General features: G+C 64.6%; 15 protein-coding genes. 9 read left to right on the top strand and 6 right to left on the bottom strand.

What is annotated here, in order from left to right:
* The first annotated feature begins 180 nt into the window (after positions 1–180).
* Together prfB and lysS are read left to right on the top strand one after the other, a co-directional pair.
* Positions 181–1,306 (top strand): peptide chain release factor 2 gene (gene prfB / locus ACVOLO_RS00705; RefSeq protein WP_481568347.1). Its coding sequence is split into 2 segments (ribosomal slippage): positions 181–255 and positions 257–1,306, totalling 1,125 coding nucleotides; the frame shifts between segments, so codons are not numbered across the junction.
* A gap of 108 nt (positions 1,307–1,414) precedes the next feature.
* The gene (gene lysS / locus ACVOLO_RS00700; protein WP_481568346.1) at positions 1,415–2,935 is read left to right on the top strand and encodes a lysine--tRNA ligase; all 1,521 of its coding nucleotides are present in this window, start codon (positions 1,415–1,417) and stop codon (positions 2,933–2,935) included.
* A 489-nt stretch (positions 2,936–3,424) separates the two neighbouring features.
* On the opposite strand, the gene ACVOLO_RS00695 is transcribed toward lysS, so the two are convergent.
* On the bottom strand, positions 3,425–5,107 hold the full coding sequence (locus tag ACVOLO_RS00695) for a long-chain fatty acid--CoA ligase (protein WP_481568345.1): 1,683 nt from the start codon (positions 5,105–5,107) through the stop codon (positions 3,425–3,427).
* Between the two features lie 105 nt (positions 5,108–5,212).
* Here ACVOLO_RS00695 and ACVOLO_RS00690 point away from each other — a divergent pair, with 105 nt between their 5' ends.
* Positions 5,213–5,665 (top strand): nuclear transport factor 2 family protein, encoded by a 453-nt coding sequence (locus ACVOLO_RS00690; RefSeq protein ID WP_481568344.1) that lies wholly within the window; start codon positions 5,213–5,215, stop codon positions 5,663–5,665.
* A 78-nt stretch (positions 5,666–5,743) separates the two neighbouring features.
* Here ACVOLO_RS00690 and serA read toward each other — a convergent pair whose 3' ends face one another.
* Positions 5,744–6,985: a phosphoglycerate dehydrogenase gene (gene serA / locus ACVOLO_RS00685; RefSeq protein WP_481568343.1), complete on the bottom strand. Its 1,242-nt coding sequence runs from the start codon at positions 6,983–6,985 to the stop codon at positions 5,744–5,746.
* A gap of 206 nt (positions 6,986–7,191) precedes the next feature.
* Here serA and ACVOLO_RS00680 point away from each other — a divergent pair, with 206 nt between their 5' ends.
* On the top strand, positions 7,192–8,580 hold the full coding sequence (locus ACVOLO_RS00680) for an FAD-binding oxidoreductase (protein ID WP_481568342.1): 1,389 nt from the start codon (positions 7,192–7,194) through the stop codon (positions 8,578–8,580).
* Positions 8,581–8,628: 48 nt separating this feature from the next.
* Here the strand turns inward: ACVOLO_RS00680 and ACVOLO_RS00675 are convergent, their stop codons facing one another.
* Both ACVOLO_RS00675 and ACVOLO_RS00670 read right to left on the bottom strand, forming a co-directional pair.
* Positions 8,629–9,696: an ATP-binding protein gene (locus tag ACVOLO_RS00675; protein ID WP_481568341.1), complete on the bottom strand. Its 1,068-nt coding sequence runs from the start codon at positions 9,694–9,696 to the stop codon at positions 8,629–8,631.
* Positions 9,696–10,442 (bottom strand): response regulator, encoded by a 747-nt coding sequence (locus tag ACVOLO_RS00670; protein WP_481568340.1) that lies wholly within the window; start codon positions 10,440–10,442, stop codon positions 9,696–9,698. Before ACVOLO_RS00670 ends, ACVOLO_RS00675 begins: the two co-directional genes overlap by 1 nt.
* A gap of 126 nt (positions 10,443–10,568) precedes the next feature.
* On the opposite strand from ACVOLO_RS00670, the gene ACVOLO_RS00665 reads away from it, so the two are divergent.
* The 5 genes from ACVOLO_RS00665 to ACVOLO_RS00645 all read left to right on the top strand — a co-directional run bounded on the left by ACVOLO_RS00665 (position 10,569) and on the right by ACVOLO_RS00645 (position 18,245).
* Positions 10,569–11,711 carry an efflux RND transporter periplasmic adaptor subunit gene (locus ACVOLO_RS00665; RefSeq protein WP_481568339.1) on the top strand — a complete coding sequence of 381 codons (1,143 nt, stop codon included), beginning with the start codon at positions 10,569–10,571 and terminating at the stop codon, positions 11,709–11,711.
* Between the two features lie 21 nt (positions 11,712–11,732).
* Positions 11,733–14,858: a multidrug efflux RND transporter permease subunit gene (locus ACVOLO_RS00660; RefSeq protein WP_481568338.1), complete on the top strand. Its 3,126-nt coding sequence runs from the start codon at positions 11,733–11,735 to the stop codon at positions 14,856–14,858.
* A gap of 111 nt (positions 14,859–14,969) precedes the next feature.
* Positions 14,970–15,272, top strand: a complete 303-nt coding sequence (locus ACVOLO_RS00655) for a DUF2388 domain-containing protein (RefSeq protein ID WP_481568337.1) — start codon at positions 14,970–14,972, stop codon at positions 15,270–15,272.
* A 38-nt stretch (positions 15,273–15,310) separates the two neighbouring features.
* Positions 15,311–17,146, top strand: coding sequence for a DUF7844 domain-containing protein (locus tag ACVOLO_RS00650; protein WP_481568336.1), 1,836 nt, complete (start codon positions 15,311–15,313; stop codon positions 17,144–17,146).
* Between the two features lie 13 nt (positions 17,147–17,159).
* Entirely contained in the window at positions 17,160–18,245 is a 1,086-nt protein-coding gene (locus ACVOLO_RS00645; RefSeq protein WP_481568335.1) for a two-component system sensor histidine kinase NtrB, read from the top strand.
* A gap of 88 nt (positions 18,246–18,333) precedes the next feature.
* Here the strand turns inward: ACVOLO_RS00645 and yeiP are convergent, their stop codons facing one another.
* Complete coding sequence (gene yeiP, locus ACVOLO_RS00640) at positions 18,334–18,900, bottom strand: elongation factor P-like protein YeiP (RefSeq protein WP_481568334.1); 567 nt, start codon at positions 18,898–18,900, stop codon at positions 18,334–18,336.
* 115 nt (positions 18,901–19,015) lie between these two features.
* Positions 19,016–19,786, bottom strand: coding sequence for an SDR family NAD(P)-dependent oxidoreductase (locus ACVOLO_RS00635; protein ID WP_481568333.1), 771 nt, complete (start codon positions 19,784–19,786; stop codon positions 19,016–19,018).
* Positions 19,787–19,817: the final 31 nt, after the last annotated feature.

Below are 19,817 nucleotides of genomic sequence, written 5' to 3'. Positions count from 1 at the left end.
AGTGTTCAAGCGGGTGTCCTTCGTTTGTTGACGTGGTTTCCGTTCCCCGCGTGGGCGGGTCCGGTCGCGATTCTAACGGCAACCGGCGTCTATTCAGTGAGAAAACCGCGGGCATCAGTTCAAGCCGCCAGCGGATGTTAGAATTGCCCGCTTGTCTGCCTCATTTTTGATAGACCGACCATGATCGAACTCAACCCCATCCGCCAGCGAATCACCGATCTGACCGATCGCGTCCTTTCGCTCCGGGGGTATCTTTGACTACGACGCCAAGAAAGAGCGTCTTGAAGAAGTAACCCGCGAGCTGGAAAACCCCGACATCTGGAACAACCCCGAGTACGCCCAGACCCTGGGCCGGGAACGTTCGGTGCTGGACAAGACCGTCAGTGGCATCGCCGCCGTGCTGGACGGCATGAATGACGCCACCGAACTGCTGGAACTGGCCGAGAGCGAGCAGGACGAAGACACCGCGCTGTCGGTGATCGCCGACCTGGACAAGCACCAGGGCCATATCGAGAAGCTGGAATTCCAGCGCATGTTCTCCGGCGAAATGGACAGCTGCAACGCGTTCGTGGACATCCAGGCCGGTGCCGGTGGCACCGAAGCCCAGGATTGGGCCGAGATGATGCTGCGCATGTACCTGCGCTGGTGCGAATCGCGCGGCTGGAAGACCGAGCTGATGGAAGTGTCCGGTGGCGACGTTGCCGGCATCAAGTCGGCCACCTTCCGGGTCGAGGGCGAGTTCGCCTATGGCTGGCTCAAGACCGAGATCGGCGTGCACCGCCTGGTGCGCAAGTCGCCGTTCGACTCGGACAACCGCCGCCACACCAGCTTCACCTCGGTGTTCGTGTCGCCGGAAGTCGATGACAACATCGAAATCGACATCAACCCGGCCGACCTGCGTACCGACGTCTACCGCTCCTCCGGTGCCGGTGGTCAGCACGTCAACAAGACCGAGTCGGCGGTGCGTATCACGCACATTCCGACCAACACCGTGGTGGCCTGCCAGACCGGCCGCAGCCAGCACCAGAACCGCGACACCGCGATGAAGATGCTGGCCGCCAAGCTCTACGAACTGGAAGTGCAGAAGCGCAACAGCGCGCGTGACGCGCTTGAAGCCACCAAGTCCGACATCGGCTGGGGCAGCCAGATCCGCAACTACGTGCTCGACCAGAGCCGTATCAAGGACCTGCGCACCGGCATCGAGCGTACCGATACGCAGAAGGTGCTGGACGGCGACCTGGATGAATTCATCGAGGCCAGCCTGAAATCCGGCCTGGAAGCCGGCGCCAAGCGCAGCGACGCCTGAGCAGGACCGGGTGGCCCTTCAATACGGGCCACCCGCATTGTTGTACGGTGCGGCGATGCCTTCACGCCGCCGCCCTTCGTTTTCTCCCCCAAATTCAAAGCCAATGCCATGAACGAACAGACCCCGGTAACGCCGCAGCCCCCCGTCGACGAGAACAGCCTCATCGCCGAGCGCCGCGCGAAACTCACGGCGCTGCGCGGGCAGGGTATTGCCTATCCGAATGATTTCCGTCGCGAGGATTTCGCCGACAAGGTAAAGGCGGAGTTCGCGGACGAGCAGGCCTGGACTGCCGAAACGCTGGAAGCTTCCAACCGCAAGGTGAAGCTGGCGGGCCGGTTGATGGCCAAGCGGGTGATGGGCAAGGCCAGCTTTGCCACCATCCAGGACGAGTCCGGCCGCATCCAGCTGTTCCTGCAGTCCACCGCACTGGGAGATGCCTACGCCGCCTTCAAGGGCTGGGACGTGGGCGACATCATCGCCGTCGAAGGTGGTTTGACCCGTACCAGGACCGGCGAGCTTTCGGTGCGTGCCGACAGCATCCGCCTGCTGGTCAAGTCGCTGCGTCCGCTGCCGGACAAGTGGCATGGGCTGGCCGATGTCGAGCAGCGCTACCGCCAGCGTTATGTGGACCTGATCGTGACCCCGGAGTCGCGCGAGGTCTTCATCAAGCGCTCGAAGATCATCCGCGCCATGCGCGCGTGGCTGGACAGCCGCGACTTCCTGGAAGTCGAGACGCCGATGATGCATTACATCCCCGGCGGCGCCACGGCCAAGCCGTTCAACACGCACCACAACGCACTGGACCTGGACCTCTACCTGCGCGTGGCGCCGGAGTTGTACCTCAAGCGTCTGGTCGTGGGCGGGCTGGAGCGCGTGTACGAAATCAACCGCAACTTCCGCAATGAAGGCGTCAGCACGCGCCACAATCCGGAATTCACCATGATGGAGCTGTACGAGGCCTACGCCACGTACAACGAAGTGATGGATCTGACCGAAGGCGTGATCCGCGATGTTGCCCAGCAGGTGTTGGGCAGCACCGAAGTGGAGTGGGACGGCGCGCAGATCAATCTGGGCCCGGCCTTCCGCCGCTGGCGCATGGATGAAGCGGTGCGCCACCACAACCCGGAAATCTCGGCGGCCGACTGCACCGACCGCGACGCGCTGCTGCGCCATTGCGAACGCCTGAAGATCCGCGTCAAGCCGTCCTACGGCTGGGGCAAGCTGCTGCTGGAAATCTTTGAAGCCACCGTCGAGCACACCTTGATCCAGCCGACCTTCATCACCGATCACCCGGTGGAAGTGTCGCCGCTGGCCCGTGCCAGCGACAACGAGCCGGGTTATACCGACCGTTTCGAGCTGTTCGTCAACGGCAAGGAACTGGCCAACGGTTTCTCCGAGTTGAACGATCCGGAAGACCAGGCCGCGCGCTTCCAGGCCCAGGTGGCCGCGAAGGAAGGTGGCGACGACGAAGCCATGCATTACGACGCCGATTACATCCGTGCCCTGGAATACGGCCTGGCGCCGACCGGCGGCCTGGGCATCGGCATCGACCGTCTGGTGATGATGTTGACCGGCCGTGCCTCGATCCGCGACGTGCTGCTGTTCCCGTACATGCGCCCGGAAAACTGATCCAGCGTTGTGCGATGTAGAAAAGCCTCCGTGGAAACACGGAGGCTTTTTCATGGGCCTCGCAGGGCACGCAGCAGCGGCGGGTGCATGCAATGTAGGAGCGGCCTTGGCCGCGATGCCGATAATGCGACGGCGCAGGAGATGGCTTTCCTCGGTTTCTTTCAGGTCGTCATTCCCGCGTAGGCGGGAATCGCTTTGGCCTTCCACACCACCCTTCAGATCGTCATTCCCGCGTAGGCGGGAATCGCTTTGGCCTTCTACGTCACCCCTCAGATCGTCATTCCCGCGCAGGCGGGAATTGCTTCTTGCGGATAGTCTCAGCGTACGTGGATTCAACAAAAAACAAAAAAAGCAAAGAGCGAAAATCCAAAGAGCGATTCCCGCCTGCGCGGGAATGACGGCATAAGAGCAAAGCCCAAGTCGTAACCGCCAAACAAAAAGCCCTCCCGGTGAGGGGAGGGCTTCTGTCTCAGCCATTCGCCGCCGGAATCAGGCTTCCGGCTTGGAATCACGCAGCTCGCGGCGCAGGATCTTGCCGACATTGGTCTTGGGCAGCTCCTTGCGGAACTCCACGATGCGCGGGTGCTTGTAGCCGGTGAGGTTTTCGCGGGCGAATGCCTTGACCTGCTCTTCGGTGAGGCTCGGGTCCTTCTTGACGATGACCACCTTCACCACTTCGCCGGACTTCTCGCTCGGTGCGCCGACCGCGGCCACTTCCAGCACGCCGGGCATCATCGCGATGACGTCCTCGATCTCGTTCGGGTACACGTTGAAGCCGGACACCAGGATCATGTCCTTTTTGCGGTCGACGATGTAGAAGAAGCCGTTTTCATCCATGCGCGCCATGTCGCCGGTGTGCAGCCAGCCTTCGGCATCGAGCACCTTGTCGGTTTCATCCTGGCGGTGCCAATAGCCCTTCATCACCTGCGGGCCACGGATGCACAGCTCGCCCACTTCGCCCATGGCCACCATCTGGCCGTCGTCGTTCTTGACGCAGGCATCGGTGGAGGGAATCGGCAGGCCGATGGCGCCGTTGTACTCCTTCAGATCCAGCGGGTTGATGCAGGCCGCCGGCGAGGTTTCGGTCAGGCCGTAGGCTTCCACCAGGGTGACGCCGGTGACCTTCTTCCACTTCTCGGCCACGGCGCGCTGCACGGCCATGCCGCCGCCCAGTGCGAACTTGAGCGAGGAGAAATCCACGTCGGCAAAGCCGTCGGTGTTGAGCAGGCCGTTGAACAGCGTGTTGACGCCGGTGATGGCGGTAAAGCGGTTGTTCTTGAGCTCCTTGACGAAGCCCTTCATGTCACGCGGGTTGGTGATCAGGTAGTTCAGGCCGCCCAGCTTCATGAAGACCAGGCCGTTGGCCGTCAACGCGAAGATGTGGTACAGCGGCAGCGCGGTGATGATCACTTCCTCGCCGGGCTTGACGCCCGAGGCGCTGATCCAGGCCGAGGCCTGCTGCATGTTGGCGATCAGGTTGCGATGGGTGAGCATCGCGCCCTTGGCCACGCCGGTGGTGCCGCCGGTGTACTGCAGGAAGGCAATGTCGTCGTGGTTGATCTCCACCGGCGGCAGCGCATGGCGCTTGCCCAGGTTCAATGCTTCCTTGAAACGGACCGCGTTGGGCAGGTGGTAGTCCGGCACCATCTTCTTTACGTACTTCAGCACGAAGTTGATGATCGAACCCTTGGGGAAGCCGAGCATGTCGCCCAGGCCGGTGGTGATGACCTGCTTGACCGGCGTATCGGCGATGACCTGCTGCACGGTCTCGCCGAAGTTGTCGACCACCACCAGCACCGAGACATCGGCGTCCACCAGCTGGTGCTTGAGTTCGCGCGCGGTGTACAGCGGGTTGACGTTCACCACGGTCAGGCCGGCGCGCAGGATGCCGAAGATAGCAATCGGGTACTGCAGGCAGTTGGGCATCATCACCGCGACGCGGTCGCCCTTCTTCAGCTGCAGCTCGCCCAGCAGGTAGGCGGCGAACTGGGTGACCAGCACGTCGGCCTCGCCATAGGTGAGCACCTTGCCGAAGTTCGAGTAGGCGGGACGATCACGGAACTTGGCCACGGAGGTGTCGAATACGGCCGCGACGGAACGGAATTCGTTGACGTCGATTTCAGCCGGCACGCCAGCCGGGTAGCTCTGCAGCCAGGGACGTTCCTGATTCATCTTCCCCTCCAGGAAATGGATGTGATCTAGTGGTGAGGCCCGGCATCACGCTGCAGGGCCATTGGCGCAGCATACCGTTACGAATTGAAAAGGCGAAGAGATTGGATGATCCGAACAGTCCTCAACTGCATGCTTTGTGCGGTGATCATGCTTTCCATGGCCGCCTGTGGGCGGGAGCCGCCGGAACAGCGGCTACGGCAGACCATTGCTGCAATGCAGGAATCGGTGGAAAAGGACAGGCCGAACGACTTCATGGCGTCGGTGGCCGATGACTTCGTCGGCAATGGCGGGCTGGATCGTGCAGGCCTGGAGCGCCTGCTCAAGGGCCAGTTGCTGCTCAATACCAAGGTGACGGTGCAGACCGGGCCGCTGTCGGTGGAAATGGGGGCCGGTGCCGCCACCACCGCAACTGTGCGTTTCAGTGTGCTGCTGGCCGGGGGCGGTGGCCGCTTCGTGCCCGAACGCGGTGACATGCAGGAAGTGGTCAGCGGCTGGCGCGAGGTGGACGGCCAGTGGCGCCTGTACAGCGCGTCATGGAAGCCGGTGGGCGCGGACTGACCATTCAATGCAACAACGGCGCGGGCCGCAGCGGGCTTGAACGCCCACGCGACCCGCGCCGCTGCGGTGAGGCATGTATCAGTACAGAACGCGCGTGCGCAGCGTGCCCGGGATCGACGCCAGTTCCTCGCGGATGGCGCCGGCCTGTTCTTCGGTGGCAGCGATATCGATGACCACGTAGCCAACCTGCGGATCGGTGCGCAGGAACTGGCCGTCGATGTTGAGGTTATGGCGCGAGAAGATCTCGTTGATCTTGGACAGCACGCCGGGCACGTTGCGGTGGATGTGCAGCAGGCGCGTGCTCTGCGCGTGCTCGGGCAGGGTGACTTCGGGGAAGTTGACCGCCGACAGGGTCGAGCCGTTGTCGCTGTAACGCACCAGCTTGGCGGCCACTTCGATGCCGATGTTGTCCTGCGCTTCCAGCGTGGAGCCGCCGACGTGCGGGGTCAGGATCACGTTGTCATGGGCGGTGAGGGGGGACTCGAACCTGTCGCCATTGCCCTTGGGCTCGACCGGGAACACGTCCACCGCCGCACCACCGATGTGGCCCGAGCGCAGCGCCGCATCCAGCGCGTCAATGTCCACCACCGTGCCGCGGGCGGCGTTGATCAGGTGTGCGCCTGGCTTCATGCGGGCCAACTGGTCGGCGCCGATCATCCACTGCGTGGACGGGGTTTCCGGCACGTGCAGGGTGACGATGTCCGAGCGTTGCAACAGGTCGTCCAGGCTGATGGCCGGCTGTGCGTTGCCCAGCGACAGCTTGGTTTCGATGTCGTGGAAGATCACCTTCATGCCGAACGCTTCGGCCAGCACGCCGACCTGCGTGCCGATGTGGCCGTAGCCGATGATGCCCAGGGTCTTGCCGCGCACCTCATGGCTGCCCGACGCGGATTTGGACCAGCCGCCGCGGTGGCACTCGGCGTTCTTCTGCGGCACGCCACGGGTGAGCAGGATCGCCTCGGCGATGACCAGCTCGGCTACCGAGCGGGTGTTGGAATAGGGCGCGTTGAACACGGGGATACCGGCCAGCTCGGCCGCTTCCAGGTCCACCTGGTTGGTTCCGATGCAGAAGCACCCGACCGCGATCAACCGCTTGGCATGGGCCAGCACATCGGCGCTGAGGTGCGTGCGCGAGCGGATGCCGACGATGTGGGCCTCGGCGATGCGCGCCTTCAGCTCGTCTTCCGGCAGCGATTTGCTGTACAGCTCAATCTGCGAGTACCCGGCAGCCCGGAAGGTGTCCACGGCGGTCTGGCTGACCCCCTCAAGCAACAAAACGCGGATGTCCTGCTTCGGAAACGAGGTCTTCTTGGGCGACATGTCGGGCACGACGGCACAGAGTGGGTGGCCGCTCACTATGCCAGAACCTGTGGCGCTTTGGTGCGCTGCGCCATGCGCCAAGATATTGATGGAAAAAGGTTTCAACTGAATTTACCTGCGCTGTTGTGTGCGCATGAAGGCCCGGCTGGACGGCGCGCTGCGTGGCTGGCACGCTTGCCTGCTTTCGCGTCCCAGAACCTCCCGCCATGACCGACCCGCGCCTGCACGCCCTGCAGCAAGCCTGCCCCAGCCTGCGTTTGAAGACTGATCCGTCCGACCTGGAGCACTACGGCCGGGATTGGACCCGGCGCTGGACGCCTGCGCCGCTGGCGATTGCCTTGCCGGCCACCGTCGAAGAAGTGCAGGCCGTGGTGCGCTGGGCCAACGAACAATCGGTGGCGGTGGTGCCGTCAGGCGGCCGCACGGGCCTGTCCGGTGGCGCGGTGGCAGCCAATGGCGAGCTGGTGCTCAGCCTGGAACGCATGAACAAGGCAGTGAGTTTTGACGCCGTGGACCGCACCTTGACCGTGCAGGCCGGCATGCCGCTGGAAGCGTTGCACAACGCGGCGCGCGAACATGGCCTGATTTACCCGGTGGATTTCGCCGCGCGCGGTTCGTGTTCCATCGGCGGCAACATCGCCACCAATGCCGGCGGCATACGGGTGATCCGCTACGGCAATACGCGCGAGTGGGTGGCAGGGTTGAAAGTGGTGGCCGGCAACGGCGAGCTGCTGGAGCTCAACAAGGGCCTGATCAAGAATTCCAGCGGCTATGACTTCCGCCAGCTGATGATTGGCTCGGAAGGCACGCTGGGCATCGTGGTGGAGGCGACGCTGAAGCTCACCGATCCGCCGCCGACCACTAACGTGATGCTGCTGGCGCTGCCTTCCTTCGAGGTGCTGATGCAGGTGTTCTCCGCATTCCGCGAGCGTCTGCAGCTGGAGGCGTTTGAGTTCTTCACCGACCGCGCTGTCCACCATGTCACCGCACATGGCGCGCAGTATCCGTTCGAGGAAATCCACCCGTACTACGTGGTCACCGAATACGCCTCGGCCGACGAAGCGGGCGAGGCAGCAGCGATGGCGGCCTTTGAGCATTGCATGGAGCAGGGCTGGGTGCTCGATGGTGTGATCAGCACCAGCGAGGCGCAGGCGCAGCAGCTGTGGCGTCTGCGCGAAGGCATCACCGAGTCGGTGGCGCGCTACAAGCCGTACAAGAACGATGTGTCGGTGCGCATTTCGGCGATGCCGGCGTTCCTTGCCGAATCACAGGCCCTGATCAACGGCGCCTACCCGCATTTCGAGGTGGTCTGGTTTGGCCATATCGGCGACGGCAACCTGCACATCAACGTGCTCAAGCCCGACGACACGAGCGATGCTGATTTCCTGGCCCAATGCGAGCAGGTCACCAAGCTGCTGGCGCAGGTGCTGCACCGTTTCCACGGCAGCATCTCGGCCGAGCACGGCATTGGCCTGGTCAAGAAGGCGTACCTGGACAGCACCCGCGATGCCGCCGAAATCACCCTGATGCGCGGGGTCAAGCGCGCGTTCGATCCGAAGGGTTTGATGAACCCGGGCAAATTGTTCGACCTGTAAGCCGGGCCGGAGATTCGCAGCGCCGGCTTTGTTGAAGGCCGGCGCCTGCTATTGCCGCGGCAGTTCAAGCACGAAACGGGTGCCACCGTTGTCGCCGGGAAGGCAGCGGATGTTCCCGCCATGTGCATCGACGATGGCCTTGACCACCGCAAGGCCCAGCCCGCTGCCGCCCCCCTGGCGCGAGCGTGAGCTGTCGCCGCGCATGAAGGGGTTGAAGATGTGCGCCAGCAGGGACGGGTCGATGCCCGGGCCTTCGTCTTCGATGGCCACCAGCACATGCTGGACCGTGTCGTGGATGGCAATGCGCACCCGGCCGGGGCTGGCGTAACGGCGCGCGTTCTCCAGCAGCGCGAGCAGCGCCTGGCGCAGGCGCGTGGGGTCACAGTAGGCAGGGTGTTCATCGCGGCTGGTTTCCAGCTCCAGCACGAAGCCGGCACTGCGGAAACCCGGGTCGACCAGGGTCATCACCGAATGGACTTCCTGGACAACATCGGTGCGGGCACGATGGACTTCCAGGCGGCTGTTGTCGGCCAGGCTGAGTACGCGCAGGTCTTCGATCAGCCGCGACAAGCCCTCCACCTGTGACAGCAGGCTGTGGAACTGCGCCTCGTCCGGTTGGAATACTCCTTCGGCCAGGCCCTGCAGGCGACCGCGCAGAATGGTCATGGGCGTGCGCAGTTCGTGGGCAATGGCGGCATGCCACATCGCGCGTTCGGTCTCCATGTGCTGCAGCCGCGCGGCCATGGCGTTGAAGTCCTCGGCCAGCAGCGCAACCTCGTCGGGCGAATCGTCACTGACCTTGGCGCGTACCCCAAGGTCGCCTTCGGCCAGTGCACGGATGCTGTCCAGCAGCGCGCTCAATGGCAGCAGGATGCGATGGGCCAGACGGATGGAAGCCGCGATGGCCAGGGTCAGGCCGATCGCCGTCACCCCCAGCATCCAGGCCAGCTCCGGGCCGGTGGGCATCCAGCCTTCCGGTTCCAGCGTACTGGCCGGGTAGAACTCCACCAGGACGGCGTAGAGCAGGTAGGAGGACAGGATCATCATCACGATGACACTGAGCACCATGATCGACATCGACACGATGATGTGACGACTGAGGCCGGTGCGACGCATCAGCGGTCCGCCATCAGCCGGTAGCCGACGCCACGCACGCTGGCCGGAACGTTGCTCAAGCCCACCTCGTCGAGTTTGCGCCGCAGCTTGCTGACGTGGCTGTCGACGGTGCGCTCCAGTGCCTCGCTTTCGGGCAGGCATTGGTGCATCAACTCGCTGCGGCTGAAGATGCGCAGCGGCGCCAGTGCCATGCAGTGCAGCAGCTTGAACTCGGTGAGGGTGAGCAGCAGTTCGTGGCTGTAGCCGTCTCCTTCCACGTGCACGGTGTGCGCCAGTGGATCGATCAGCAAGGGGCCGGCCCGCAACGCCGGGGATGCTTCCTGACGCGGTGCGCGCAGTGTGCGGCGCAATACCGCGCGCACCCGTGCGGCAACTTCGGCGGGGTTGAACGGCTTGACCACATAGTCGTCGGCACCCATGCGCAGCGCGGTGAGCTTGTCCAGGTCCTGGTCCAGCGCCGTGAGCATGATGATGGGGGTGTCGCCACGCTGGCGCAGTTCGCGCAGCACGCTCCAGCCATCCAGGCCGGGCAGTTGCACGTCCAGCAACACCAGGTCCGGGCGAGCGCTGCGGTGCAGGTCCAGCGCGGTGCGGCCGTCAAGCGCACGGACGGTGCGCAACTGCTCACGTTGCAGATATGCAGCAATGATGTCGGCGATTTCAGGTTCGTCCTCGACGATCAGGACGAGCGCGTCGTGGGAGCGGTCCCACGTGGCCGCAGTGGCGGCGGAGTCAAATGCGGGCATGCAGGGCAGAGGGCCGGAAGGTGCTTGCCTCCATCGTATCTCCACACTTCCTCCATCGAAACCCCATCATCGGCGCGCAGACTGCACGTCTCACGAACCATGCCGGTCTGCGGCTCAAGCAAAGCAATGAGAACCTTCTGGAAACCGGCCACGCTGATCGTGGCCCTGGTGCTGGTCCTGACGGCCTGCTCCGAACCCGCGCCGACACCAGCGGCAACCCCAAAGGTCAGCATCGTCACCGTCGGCACCCAGGTGGTGCAGCGTGATGACGAACTGCAGGGCCGCGTGACGGCTTTGCGTACCGCGCAGATCCGTGCCCAGGTGGGCGGCATCGTGCTCAAACGACACTTCGAGCAGGGCGCGGAAGTAGCGGCCGGCGAGGCCTTGTTCCAGATTGATCCGGCTGCTTTCCGTGCTGATGTCGACTCCGCATCGGCTGCCTTGCAGCGCAGCCAGGCTGCACTGGCCCATAGCCGCGTCCAGTCCCAGCGCCTGCGCACATTGGCCGATATGCAGGTGGTGAGCCACCAGCACCGGGACGATGCGGATGCCGCGCACGAGCAGGCGCGTGCCGTCGTGGCCGAAGCCCGTGCGGTGCTGGCCAGGCGCCAGCTCGACCTGCGCCACGCCACGGTAAGTGCGCCCATCTCCGGCCGAATCGACCAGGCATTGATCAGCGAAGGCGCCCTGGTGGGCACGGCCGATGACCCGCCGATGGCGGTGGTGCAGCAGATCGACCAAGTCTATGTCGACGTACGCCGGCCGGCATCGCAGCTGGCTGCGCTGCAGCGCACCGCGGCTGATGGACAGGTATTGGCCGTCACCATCCTGGGGCCCGACGGCAAGCCGCATGAGCAACAGGGACAACTGTTGTTCTCGGGCGTCAACGTGGACCAGCGCACGGGTGATGTGATTCTTCGCATCCTGGTGGACAACCCGCAGCGGCGCCTGTTGCCCGGCATGTTCGTACGCGCGGTGGTGCCGCGTGGTGCGCCAGTCCGCGCGGTGCTGGTGCCCCAGCAGGCGGTGATGCGCAGTGCAGGTGGGCAGGCTTATTCCTGGGTGGTGGGTGATGACGGAAAAGCGGTGATCCGCACCCTTGAACTCGACGGCAGCGTCAACCGCCAATGGCTGGTCCGCACGGGCCTGGCCAGCGGCGACAAGCTGGTGGTGGAAGGCCAGGAACGGCTGCAGGAAGGGGCGCCCGTGCAGACGCAGGCCTGGCAGCAACCTGCCGAATCCACTGCCCTGGGCAGCGCTGGAAAGTAAAACCCTTCGGAAAACCTCCACATGGCACGTTTCTTCATTGATCGCCCGGTGTTCGCCTGGGTGCTGGCGATCTTCATTGTCCTGGCCGGCGTGCTGGCCATCCCACGCCTGGCGGTTGAGCGCTACCCGGCGGTGGCGCCGCCCAGCGTCAGCATCTATGCCAGCTATCCGGGCGCAAGCCCGCAGACGCTCAATGATTCGGTGGTGGGGCTGATCGAGCGGGAGCTGTCCAGCGTCAAGCACCTGCTGTATTTCGAATCCTCGGTAGATACCTCCGGCGAAGCCTCGATCACGGCGACCTTCGTGCCCGGCACCGACCCGGAAATGGCACAGGTGGACGTGCAGAACCGGATCAAAGCAATCGAGCCGCGACTGCCGCGCAGCGTGCGCCAGAACGGCCTGTACGTCGAAGCGGCGGATTCGGGCTTCCTGATGCTGGTGGGGCTGAATTCACCCGATGGCAGTGTGGACGAGGCAGGCCTTGGCGACTTCATGGCCCGCAACATCATCGAAGAGCTGCGCCGTATCGACGGCGTGGGCCGTGTGCAATTGTTTGGTGCCGAGCAGGCGATGCGCGTGTGGCTGGATCCCTCGCAGCTCAACGGCTACGGGCTGACCATGAGCGACGTGGCCAATGCCATCGAGCAGCAGAACCTGGAAATCGCACCGGGGCGTATCGGCGACTCGCCGGGCGTTCCCGGCCAGCGCATGACCGTGCCGTTGAATGCCGATGGTCAGCTGTCCACGCCCGAGCAGTTCAACAACATCGTGCTGCGCGCCGGTGTGGATGGTTCGCGGGTGCTGCTGGGGGATGTGGCCCGGGTTGAGCTGGGTGCGCAAAGCTACGCGTGGGGAACGCGCGAGGATGGCCGCCCGGCCACGGCTGCCGGTGTGCAGCTGCGCCCCGGCGCCAATGCCGTGCGCACGGCGGCGGCGATACGCACGCGCATGGCCGAGTTGGAATCACTGTTGCCGCCCGGCGTGCAGGCCAGTATTCCGTTCGATACCGCGCCGTTTGTGAAGATATCCATCCAGAAGGTCCTGCAGACGCTGCTGGAGGCGATGGCGCTGGTGTTCGCGGTGATGTTCCTGTTCCTGCAGAACTGGCGCTATACGCTGATCCCGGCATTGGTGGCGCCCATCGCACTGCTGGGGACATTCGCGGTGATGCTGGCAGCGGGCTTCTCGATCAACGTGCTGACCATGTTCGGCATGGTGCTGGCGATCGGCATCATCGTCGATGACGCCATTGTGGTGGTGGAAGGCGTGGAGCGGATCATGGCCGAGGAAGGGCTGTCGCCGCGCGATGCCACGGTCAAGGCGATGCGCGAGCTGACCGGGGCGGTGATCGGCATCACGTTGGTGCTGACCGCGGTGTTCATCCCGATGGCGTTCGCCGGTGGTTCGGTGGGGGCGATCTATCGCCAGTTCACCGTGTCCATGGCGGTGTCGATCCTGTTTTCGGCTGTGCTCGCGTTGAGCCTGACGCCTGCGCTCTGCGCCACGCTGCTGCGCCCAAGCACGCGGGGACATCACGACCGTGGCGGCCTGTTTGGTGCATTCAACCGTGGCTTCGAGCGCATGACCGGCCGTTACCAGCGCGGCGTGGCGGTGGTGCTGCGCCGTACCGGGCGGGTGATGGGAGTGTTCGTGGCGTTGGTGGTGGCACTGCTGCTGGGCCTGTACTGGCTGCCAGGGGCGTTCCTGCCGGAGGAGGACCAGGGCTATTTCATGACCTCGATCCAGTTGCCGGCCGAAGCAACAGCCGAACGCACGCTGGCCGTGGTGGAAACCTACGAAGCCCATGTGGCCTCGCGGCCTGGCATCGACTCCAATCAGGCGATCATGGGGTACAGCTTTGCCGGTTCCGGGCCGAGTGCTGCGATGACCTACACCATGCTCAAGGATTGGGGTGAACGCGCGGGCGCAACCGTCGCGACGGAAGTGGCGGCGGCCCAGCAGGCCATGCAGGCCGTGGCCGAAGGCGAGGTGATGAGCGTGATGCCGCCGGCCATTGACAGCCTGGGGACATCGTCCGGTTTCAGCATGGTGCTGCAGGCGCGCACCGGGCAGAGCCATGCGCAGCTTGCCGCAGCCCAGCAGCAGTTGCTGAAGCTGGCCGAAGCCAGCCCGTTGTTGTCCGAAGTGCATGCCGAGGGCCTGCCGTCGGGCAGCAGCATCCGTCTGGATATCGACCGGGCCAAGGCCGAGGCGATGGGCGTGGCCTTCACCGATATCAGCAACACGCTGTCGGCGGCGATGGGCTCCCAGTACGTCAATGACTTCCCCAACGCCGGGCGCCTGCAGCAGGTGATTCTGCAGGCCGATGCCGCACATCGCATGGAGATCGAGGACGTGCTGCGGTTGCATGTGCGCAACGCCGACGGTGGCATGGTGGCGCTGTCCGAGCTGGTGACGCCTGCCTGGATCAAGGCCCCGCTGCAGTTGCAGCGTTATCTGGGTTTCCCGGCGATGAACCTGTCCGGTTCACCGGCGCCCGGCGTTTCCACCGGCCAGGCAATGGCGGAGATGGAGCGCCTGGCAGCGCAACTGCCGGCCGGCTTCCAGGTGCAGTGGACCAGCCAGTCGCTGCAGGAGCGGCAATCCAGTGCGCAGGCGCCATGGCTGCTGCTGTTGTCGATGCTGGTGGTGTTCCTGGTGCTGGCCGCGTTGTATGAAAGTTGGTCGATCCCGCTGGCGGTGTTGCTGGTGGTGCCGCTGGGCCTGCTGGGTGCCGTGTCGGCGGTGCTGTTGCGCGACATGCCCAACGATGTGTGCTTCAAGGTCGGCATGATCACGGTCATCGGTTTGTCGGCCAAGAACGCGATCCTCATCGTCGAGTTCGCACGGCAATTGCAACAGCAGGGGCGCGGCGTGCTTGAAGCTGCACTGGAAGCGGCGCGCCTGCGTCTGCGGCCCATCGTCATGACATCGATGGCGTTCGCGCTGGGTGTCGTGCCGCTGATGCTGGCCCAGGGCGCGTCGAAGGAAACCCAGCAGGCCATTGGCACCGGCGTATTCGGCGGCATGGTCACTGCAACCTTGCTGGCGGTGTTCGTCGTGCCGGTGTGCTATGTGGTGGTGCAGCGGGCAACCCAGTGGCTGCAGGCTCGGCTGAACAGGCGCGACTTCCAGCAAGGCGCTTGATGGAGAAACGCGGCTTGCTGAACAGGGGGCGGCTGCGTGCCTGCAACAGGTTCGACCTGTGCACCGGGCGCCGTTATTCTTTGCCATCTTTCCTTGCAGCGCCTTCTCCCGATGAAGATTCGCCCGATCCTGTTCTGCGCCCTGTTTGCCCTGCCGATGTCGGTGTTCGCCGGCAGTTTTGCCGGTACTTCGGCCGGTTCGGCCACGGGTGCCTCGTCCAACAGCTCGGGCAGTTCGTCCGGCGATGACAAGGTGGTGCTGGAAGCGCGCGAGGACGCGGCCGGCTTTGTCGCCAGCAATGGCGCCATTCGCGGCGCCTGGCTGGAAGCGGCCTTGATCCACCTGCGTGAAAAGGATGCGGCCGCCCGCGATGCCAGCGACATGGAATTGGCCCGGAAGATCCTGGCGCTGTGACCATGTCCTGCCGGCTGCCGCCCCTGCGGTGGCTGGCAATGCGGGGGTTGCTGATGTTCGCGGCGCCGCTGCCGGCCGCCGCAGCCATCGAACTGGCAGTGCCCGCAGGCGGGCTGACGCCCGCCGAACAGCAGGCCAGCGAGCGCTTGGCCGCCGATGTGCTCGGCCAACTGCCGGCCGCATTGCGCGATGGGCAGGATCTGCATCTGCGCCTGCGTTGGCGCGATGACCTGCCGGCACACGTGCAGGGCAGGGCACGCGGGAACGAACTGGGCCTGGATCGTCGCTTGCTGGCGCCATTGATCGACGCCGCCGATGCGCCGCACGGCCCGGCCTGGCAGCAGGCGCGGGCCGCCTTGATCCATGAGCTTGCACATGCGCTGGATCGGTCGCCGCGCGGTGGCTGGTCGCGGCAGGCACGCTTTCTCGACCTGGCCGGTTGGCAGCGGCGGCCATTGTGGCTCGGTCGCGGCGACAATCACTTTCAGCTGCGCAGCCCGGACCGCTACGAACTGCACAGCCCGGCGGAATTCTTCGCAGTCAACCTTGAACACTATCTGCTGGACGACAGCTACCGCTGCCGACGGCCGGCGCTGCATGCCTGGTTCGCCCAGCAACTGGGCCCGGTGCCAGTGCAGGAGGGACCGGCCTGTGCCTCGGGCATGCCGTTCATGCAGTCAGGCGAACAGGAAGGCCTGGCCGACCTGCTCGAACTGGATCCTTCGCGCATCTACGCAGTGGACTACCTGCTGGCCGAGGGCAATGCACAGCTGATGAGCCGATGGGGGCACAGCATGCTGCGTCTGGTGATCTGTGCGCCGGGACGCGCGCCGGGCCCGGCCTGTCGGATGGATCTCCAGCATCACCTGGTGCTTTCGTTCCGTGCGTTTGTTGGCGATGTGCAGATATCCAGCTGGCGGGGGCTTACCGGCTCCTATCCGTCGCGGCTGTTCGTGCTGCCGCTGAGCCGGGTGGTCGAGGAATACACGCGCACCGAACTGCGCGGCCTGTCGTCCACACCGTTGGCATTGTCGCGGCAGGAGATCGATCAACTCCTGGTGCAGGCCGCACGGCTGCACTGGGGTTATGACGGTCGCTACCTTTTTGTCAGCAACAACTGCGCGGTGGAAACCTGGAAGTTGTTGCACGAAGGTGTGCCGCGGCTGGATGCTGCGTCGTTGTCGTCGATCACGCCGACCGGATTGCTGCGCCGACTGCGCGAGCAGGCGGTTGCCTCGCCGGAACCGGCCGATCGGCAGCAGGCAATCCGCAATGGTTACTACTTTGAATCGGCAGCCAGCCACTACGCGCTGGTGTTTGATGTCGCGCGCAAGGCGTTGCCACTGCCGGCAAAGAACGTGGAGGGCTGGCTGGGCCTGCCGGCCACGCGGCGCCGGGAATGGATGGTGCAGGCGGACAACGAGGTGCTCGCTGCGATGCTGTTGCTGGAACAGGCGGCGTGGCGGCAGCAGGAGCTGGCCGCGCGTGATGTTCTGAAGCGGCAACTGCTGTCGGGCAAGGATGCGGCAGCCACGCTTGAGCAGTTCAACGAGCTGATGGCGCGCGCAGGCGTGTTGCTGGCTCCCGGTAGTTTGCCCGTGCCGGGCTACGGTATTCCCGATGTGCACGAGCGCCGCGCGTTGCGTACGGAGGCGGCGGCCGGTGCCGGAGAGGCCGAGCAACAATGGCTGGCGCTGCGGCAACAGGCGTTGTCCCTGCTGCCGGCAAGTCAACGCCTGCAGATGGAAGGTGTGGAAGAAAACCTGAACTATCTACGGCAACGCCTGCGTTTGCGGTACGGTACGGAATCCGCAATTGCGGATGATCCTGAAAACACGGTTGGACGCGAGGCGCATGGTTTCAAACTTCACTGACGAAGCAATGCTGATGGACATCTTGAAGCTGCGTTCCTACGCGATCCTGCGCCTGGACGGCGACGGGCGCGTGCACGGTTGCAATGCAGGGGTTGGAGCGATTTTCGGGTATGCCGTCGAGGAACTGGTCGGGCGGAATGTCTCCTGCCTGTTCAGCGAATCCGATGTGGGGCGCGGGGTTCACCAGCAGGCGCTGCAGGACGCAATCGCAGGTGATTTCGAGCAAATGAGCCTGGCCATGGTGCGCAAGGACGACAGCCGTTTCCGCGCAAGCCTGGTGCTGGAGAGCATCTCCAGCAACGACAACGATGCGGCAAGCGTGCTGATGGTCGTCCGCGACATCACCGGCTTTTTCAATACGCAAAGGCGGTTGCAGCAGGCGCAGGAACTCACCCTTCGCGGGCAACGGCTGGACGCGGTGGGCAAGCTGACGCTGGGGCTGTCACATGACTTCAATAATCTGTTGTCGGTGATCGGCAACAGCCTGGACATGCTGGCCGCGCGACGTACCAGTGACGAGGCTGCGCGGCGCATCCTCGATATCGCGTTGCGTGCGGTCGAGCGCGGCACGCAGCTGACCCGGCAGATGCTGGCTTTCGGTGGTGGCCAGGCGCTGGTGCCGCAAGTCCACCATGTGCGTGACCTGCTGCGCGCATCCCATGAGCTTTACGAGCGCGTCTGCGGTGAAGGCGTCGGGCTGGAGATACGGATCGGTGACAACCTGCCGCCGATCGCGGTGGATGTCGCACAGTTCGAGGCGGCCCTGCTCAATCTGTTGAGCAACAGCCGTGACGCCATGAATGGCATCGGCCGGGTGCTGGTGGAAGCGCGCCCGGAAACCATGTCGTTGCCGGCCACGAAGGGAGACAACCGTGCGTTCGTCTGCATCACGGTCGGCGATACCGGGCCGGGCATCGGCGGTGACATCCGGGAGAGCGTGTTCGAGCCGTTCTTCACCACCAAGGCGGTTGGCGACGGCAGCGGCCTGGGCCTGAGCCAGGTCCATGGGTTTGCTGCGCAGGCCGGTGGCCTGGCGACGGTTGGCAGCTCTCCGCTGGGCGGTGCCGCGGTGAGCATCTATCTGCCCGCTGCAGGCTGAGGCAGCCCGGCGCGGCGCGTTTGGTCTCTGGCGTTCAAGCACCGCCGCTCCTTCCCGGTGAGGCAGGAGCGGCGTGTGTTGCGGTGGCTCAGTCGGCGCGGCCGCCGAACTCGCCCGTGGTGGTGTTCACCAGGATGCGCTCACCGTTGACGATGTACTCCGGCACCATGATCTCGATGCCGGTATTCAGCTTGGCCGGCTTCGGCCGCTTGGTGGCGGTGCCGCCCTTCAGTTCCGGCGGGGTTTCAACCACTTCCAGGGTGACGTGCTGCGGCATCTGGATCGCCACCGGCATATCGTCGATGACCTGCACATAGATGCCGGTCAGGCCTTCGGTGATGTAACCGGCGTCCTCGCCAATCACGTCCGCGTCCAGCGTGTACGGGGTGTAGTCCTCGTCATCGAGGAACACGAAGGCATCACCGTCCATGTAGGAGAAGCTGGACTGGCGGCGCAGCAGTTCCACTTCCTGCAGGCTGTCATCGGCGTCGAAGCTGGCATCGAGCTTGTTGCCGCCCGGCACGCTGTACATGATGAAACGGAAGCGGACGTTGCCACCCCGGCCCTGCGGCGAGCTGCGCTCGATGTCGCGGATCTGATAGACGCCGTTGTTGTACTCGACGACGTTGCCCTTCTTGATGTCGTTGGCTTTCATAAATGCAGGGATTGGGGAATAGGGAATGGGGATTGGAAAAGCGGGGCGGGCACTCGTGTGGATGGGTTGGCGCATGCCAATCTCCACTCCCGAATCCCCAATCCCCGCTCCAGAGTCACTTCGGTGCCAGACGCACGGCACCGTCGAGGCGAATGGTCTCACCGTTGAGGTAGGTATTGCCAATGATGTGGCCGACCAGGCTGGCGAAGTCGGAGGGCTGGCCCAGCCGTGACGGGAACGGGATGGAGGCGGCCAGCGATTCCTGCACATTGGCCGGCATGCCATCGACCATCGGGGTCCAGAACACGCCCGGGGCGATGGTCAGCACGCGGATGCCGAAGCGCGACAGCTCGCGGGCCATCGGCAGGGTCATGCCGACCACGCCGCCCTTGGAGGCAGAGTAGGCGGCCTGGCCGATCTGGCCTTCGTAGGCGGCCACCGAGGCGGTGTTGATGATCACGCCGCGCTCGCCGTCGGCGCTGGCCTCGTTGTGCTGCATCAGGTCGGCGGCGGCCTTGGCGACGTTGAAGCTGCCGACCAGGTTGACCATCACCGTGCCCTGGAAGTTGGCCAGCGGCATCGGCGCTTCGCGGCCCAGCACGCGGCCGGCGCCCAGAATGCCGGCACAGTTCATCACCACGTTCAGCCCGCCCAGGAACGCCTTGGCCTCGGCCAGGTTGGCGGCCACGCCGGCTTCGTCGGTGACGTTGGTGTTGAAGTAACGCGCATGGTCGGCGCCGAGTTCGGCGACCGCAGCGGCTCCCTTCTCGTCGTTGAGGTCGAACAGGGCGACCTTGCCGCCGTTGGCGACGAGGAACTGGGCAACGCCGAGGCCGAGGCCGGAGACACCGCCGGTAATGACGGCGCGAACGGAGGACAGCTGCATTGGAACGATCCTGCGGAAATGGATCGCCGAT

The organism is Stenotrophomonas sp. STEN056 (assembly GCF_056759635.1).
This window is presented reverse-complemented; position numbering and strand designations above follow the sequence as displayed.

Excerpts from the sequence above, each read along its gene's own strand:
- lysS (WP_481568346.1), top strand. The coding sequence starts at position 1,415 with ATGAACGAACAGACCCCGGTAACGCCGCAGCCCCCCGTCGACGAGAAC.
- ACVOLO_RS00695 (WP_481568345.1), bottom strand. The coding sequence starts at position 5,107 with ATGAATCAGGAACGTCCCTGGCTGCAGAGCTACCCGGCTGGCGTGCCG.
- ACVOLO_RS00690 (WP_481568344.1), top strand. The coding sequence starts at position 5,213 with ATGATCCGAACAGTCCTCAACTGCATGCTTTGTGCGGTGATCATGCTT.
- serA (WP_481568343.1), bottom strand. The coding sequence starts at position 6,985 with ATGTCGCCCAAGAAGACCTCGTTTCCGAAGCAGGACATCCGCGTTTTG.
- ACVOLO_RS00680 (WP_481568342.1), top strand. The coding sequence starts at position 7,192 with ATGACCGACCCGCGCCTGCACGCCCTGCAGCAAGCCTGCCCCAGCCTG.
- ACVOLO_RS00675 (WP_481568341.1), bottom strand. The coding sequence starts at position 9,696 with ATGCGTCGCACCGGCCTCAGTCGTCACATCATCGTGTCGATGTCGATC.
- ACVOLO_RS00670 (WP_481568340.1), bottom strand. The coding sequence starts at position 10,442 with ATGCCCGCATTTGACTCCGCCGCCACTGCGGCCACGTGGGACCGCTCC.
- ACVOLO_RS00665 (WP_481568339.1), top strand. The coding sequence starts at position 10,569 with ATGAGAACCTTCTGGAAACCGGCCACGCTGATCGTGGCCCTGGTGCTG.
- ACVOLO_RS00660 (WP_481568338.1), top strand. The coding sequence starts at position 11,733 with ATGGCACGTTTCTTCATTGATCGCCCGGTGTTCGCCTGGGTGCTGGCG.
- ACVOLO_RS00655 (WP_481568337.1), top strand. The coding sequence starts at position 14,970 with ATGAAGATTCGCCCGATCCTGTTCTGCGCCCTGTTTGCCCTGCCGATG.
- ACVOLO_RS00650 (WP_481568336.1), top strand. The coding sequence starts at position 15,311 with ATGCGGGGGTTGCTGATGTTCGCGGCGCCGCTGCCGGCCGCCGCAGCC.
- ACVOLO_RS00645 (WP_481568335.1), top strand. The coding sequence starts at position 17,160 with ATGGACATCTTGAAGCTGCGTTCCTACGCGATCCTGCGCCTGGACGGC.
- yeiP (WP_481568334.1), bottom strand. The coding sequence starts at position 18,900 with ATGAAAGCCAACGACATCAAGAAGGGCAACGTCGTCGAGTACAACAAC.
- ACVOLO_RS00635 (WP_481568333.1), bottom strand. The coding sequence starts at position 19,786 with ATGCAGCTGTCCTCCGTTCGCGCCGTCATTACCGGCGGTGTCTCCGGC.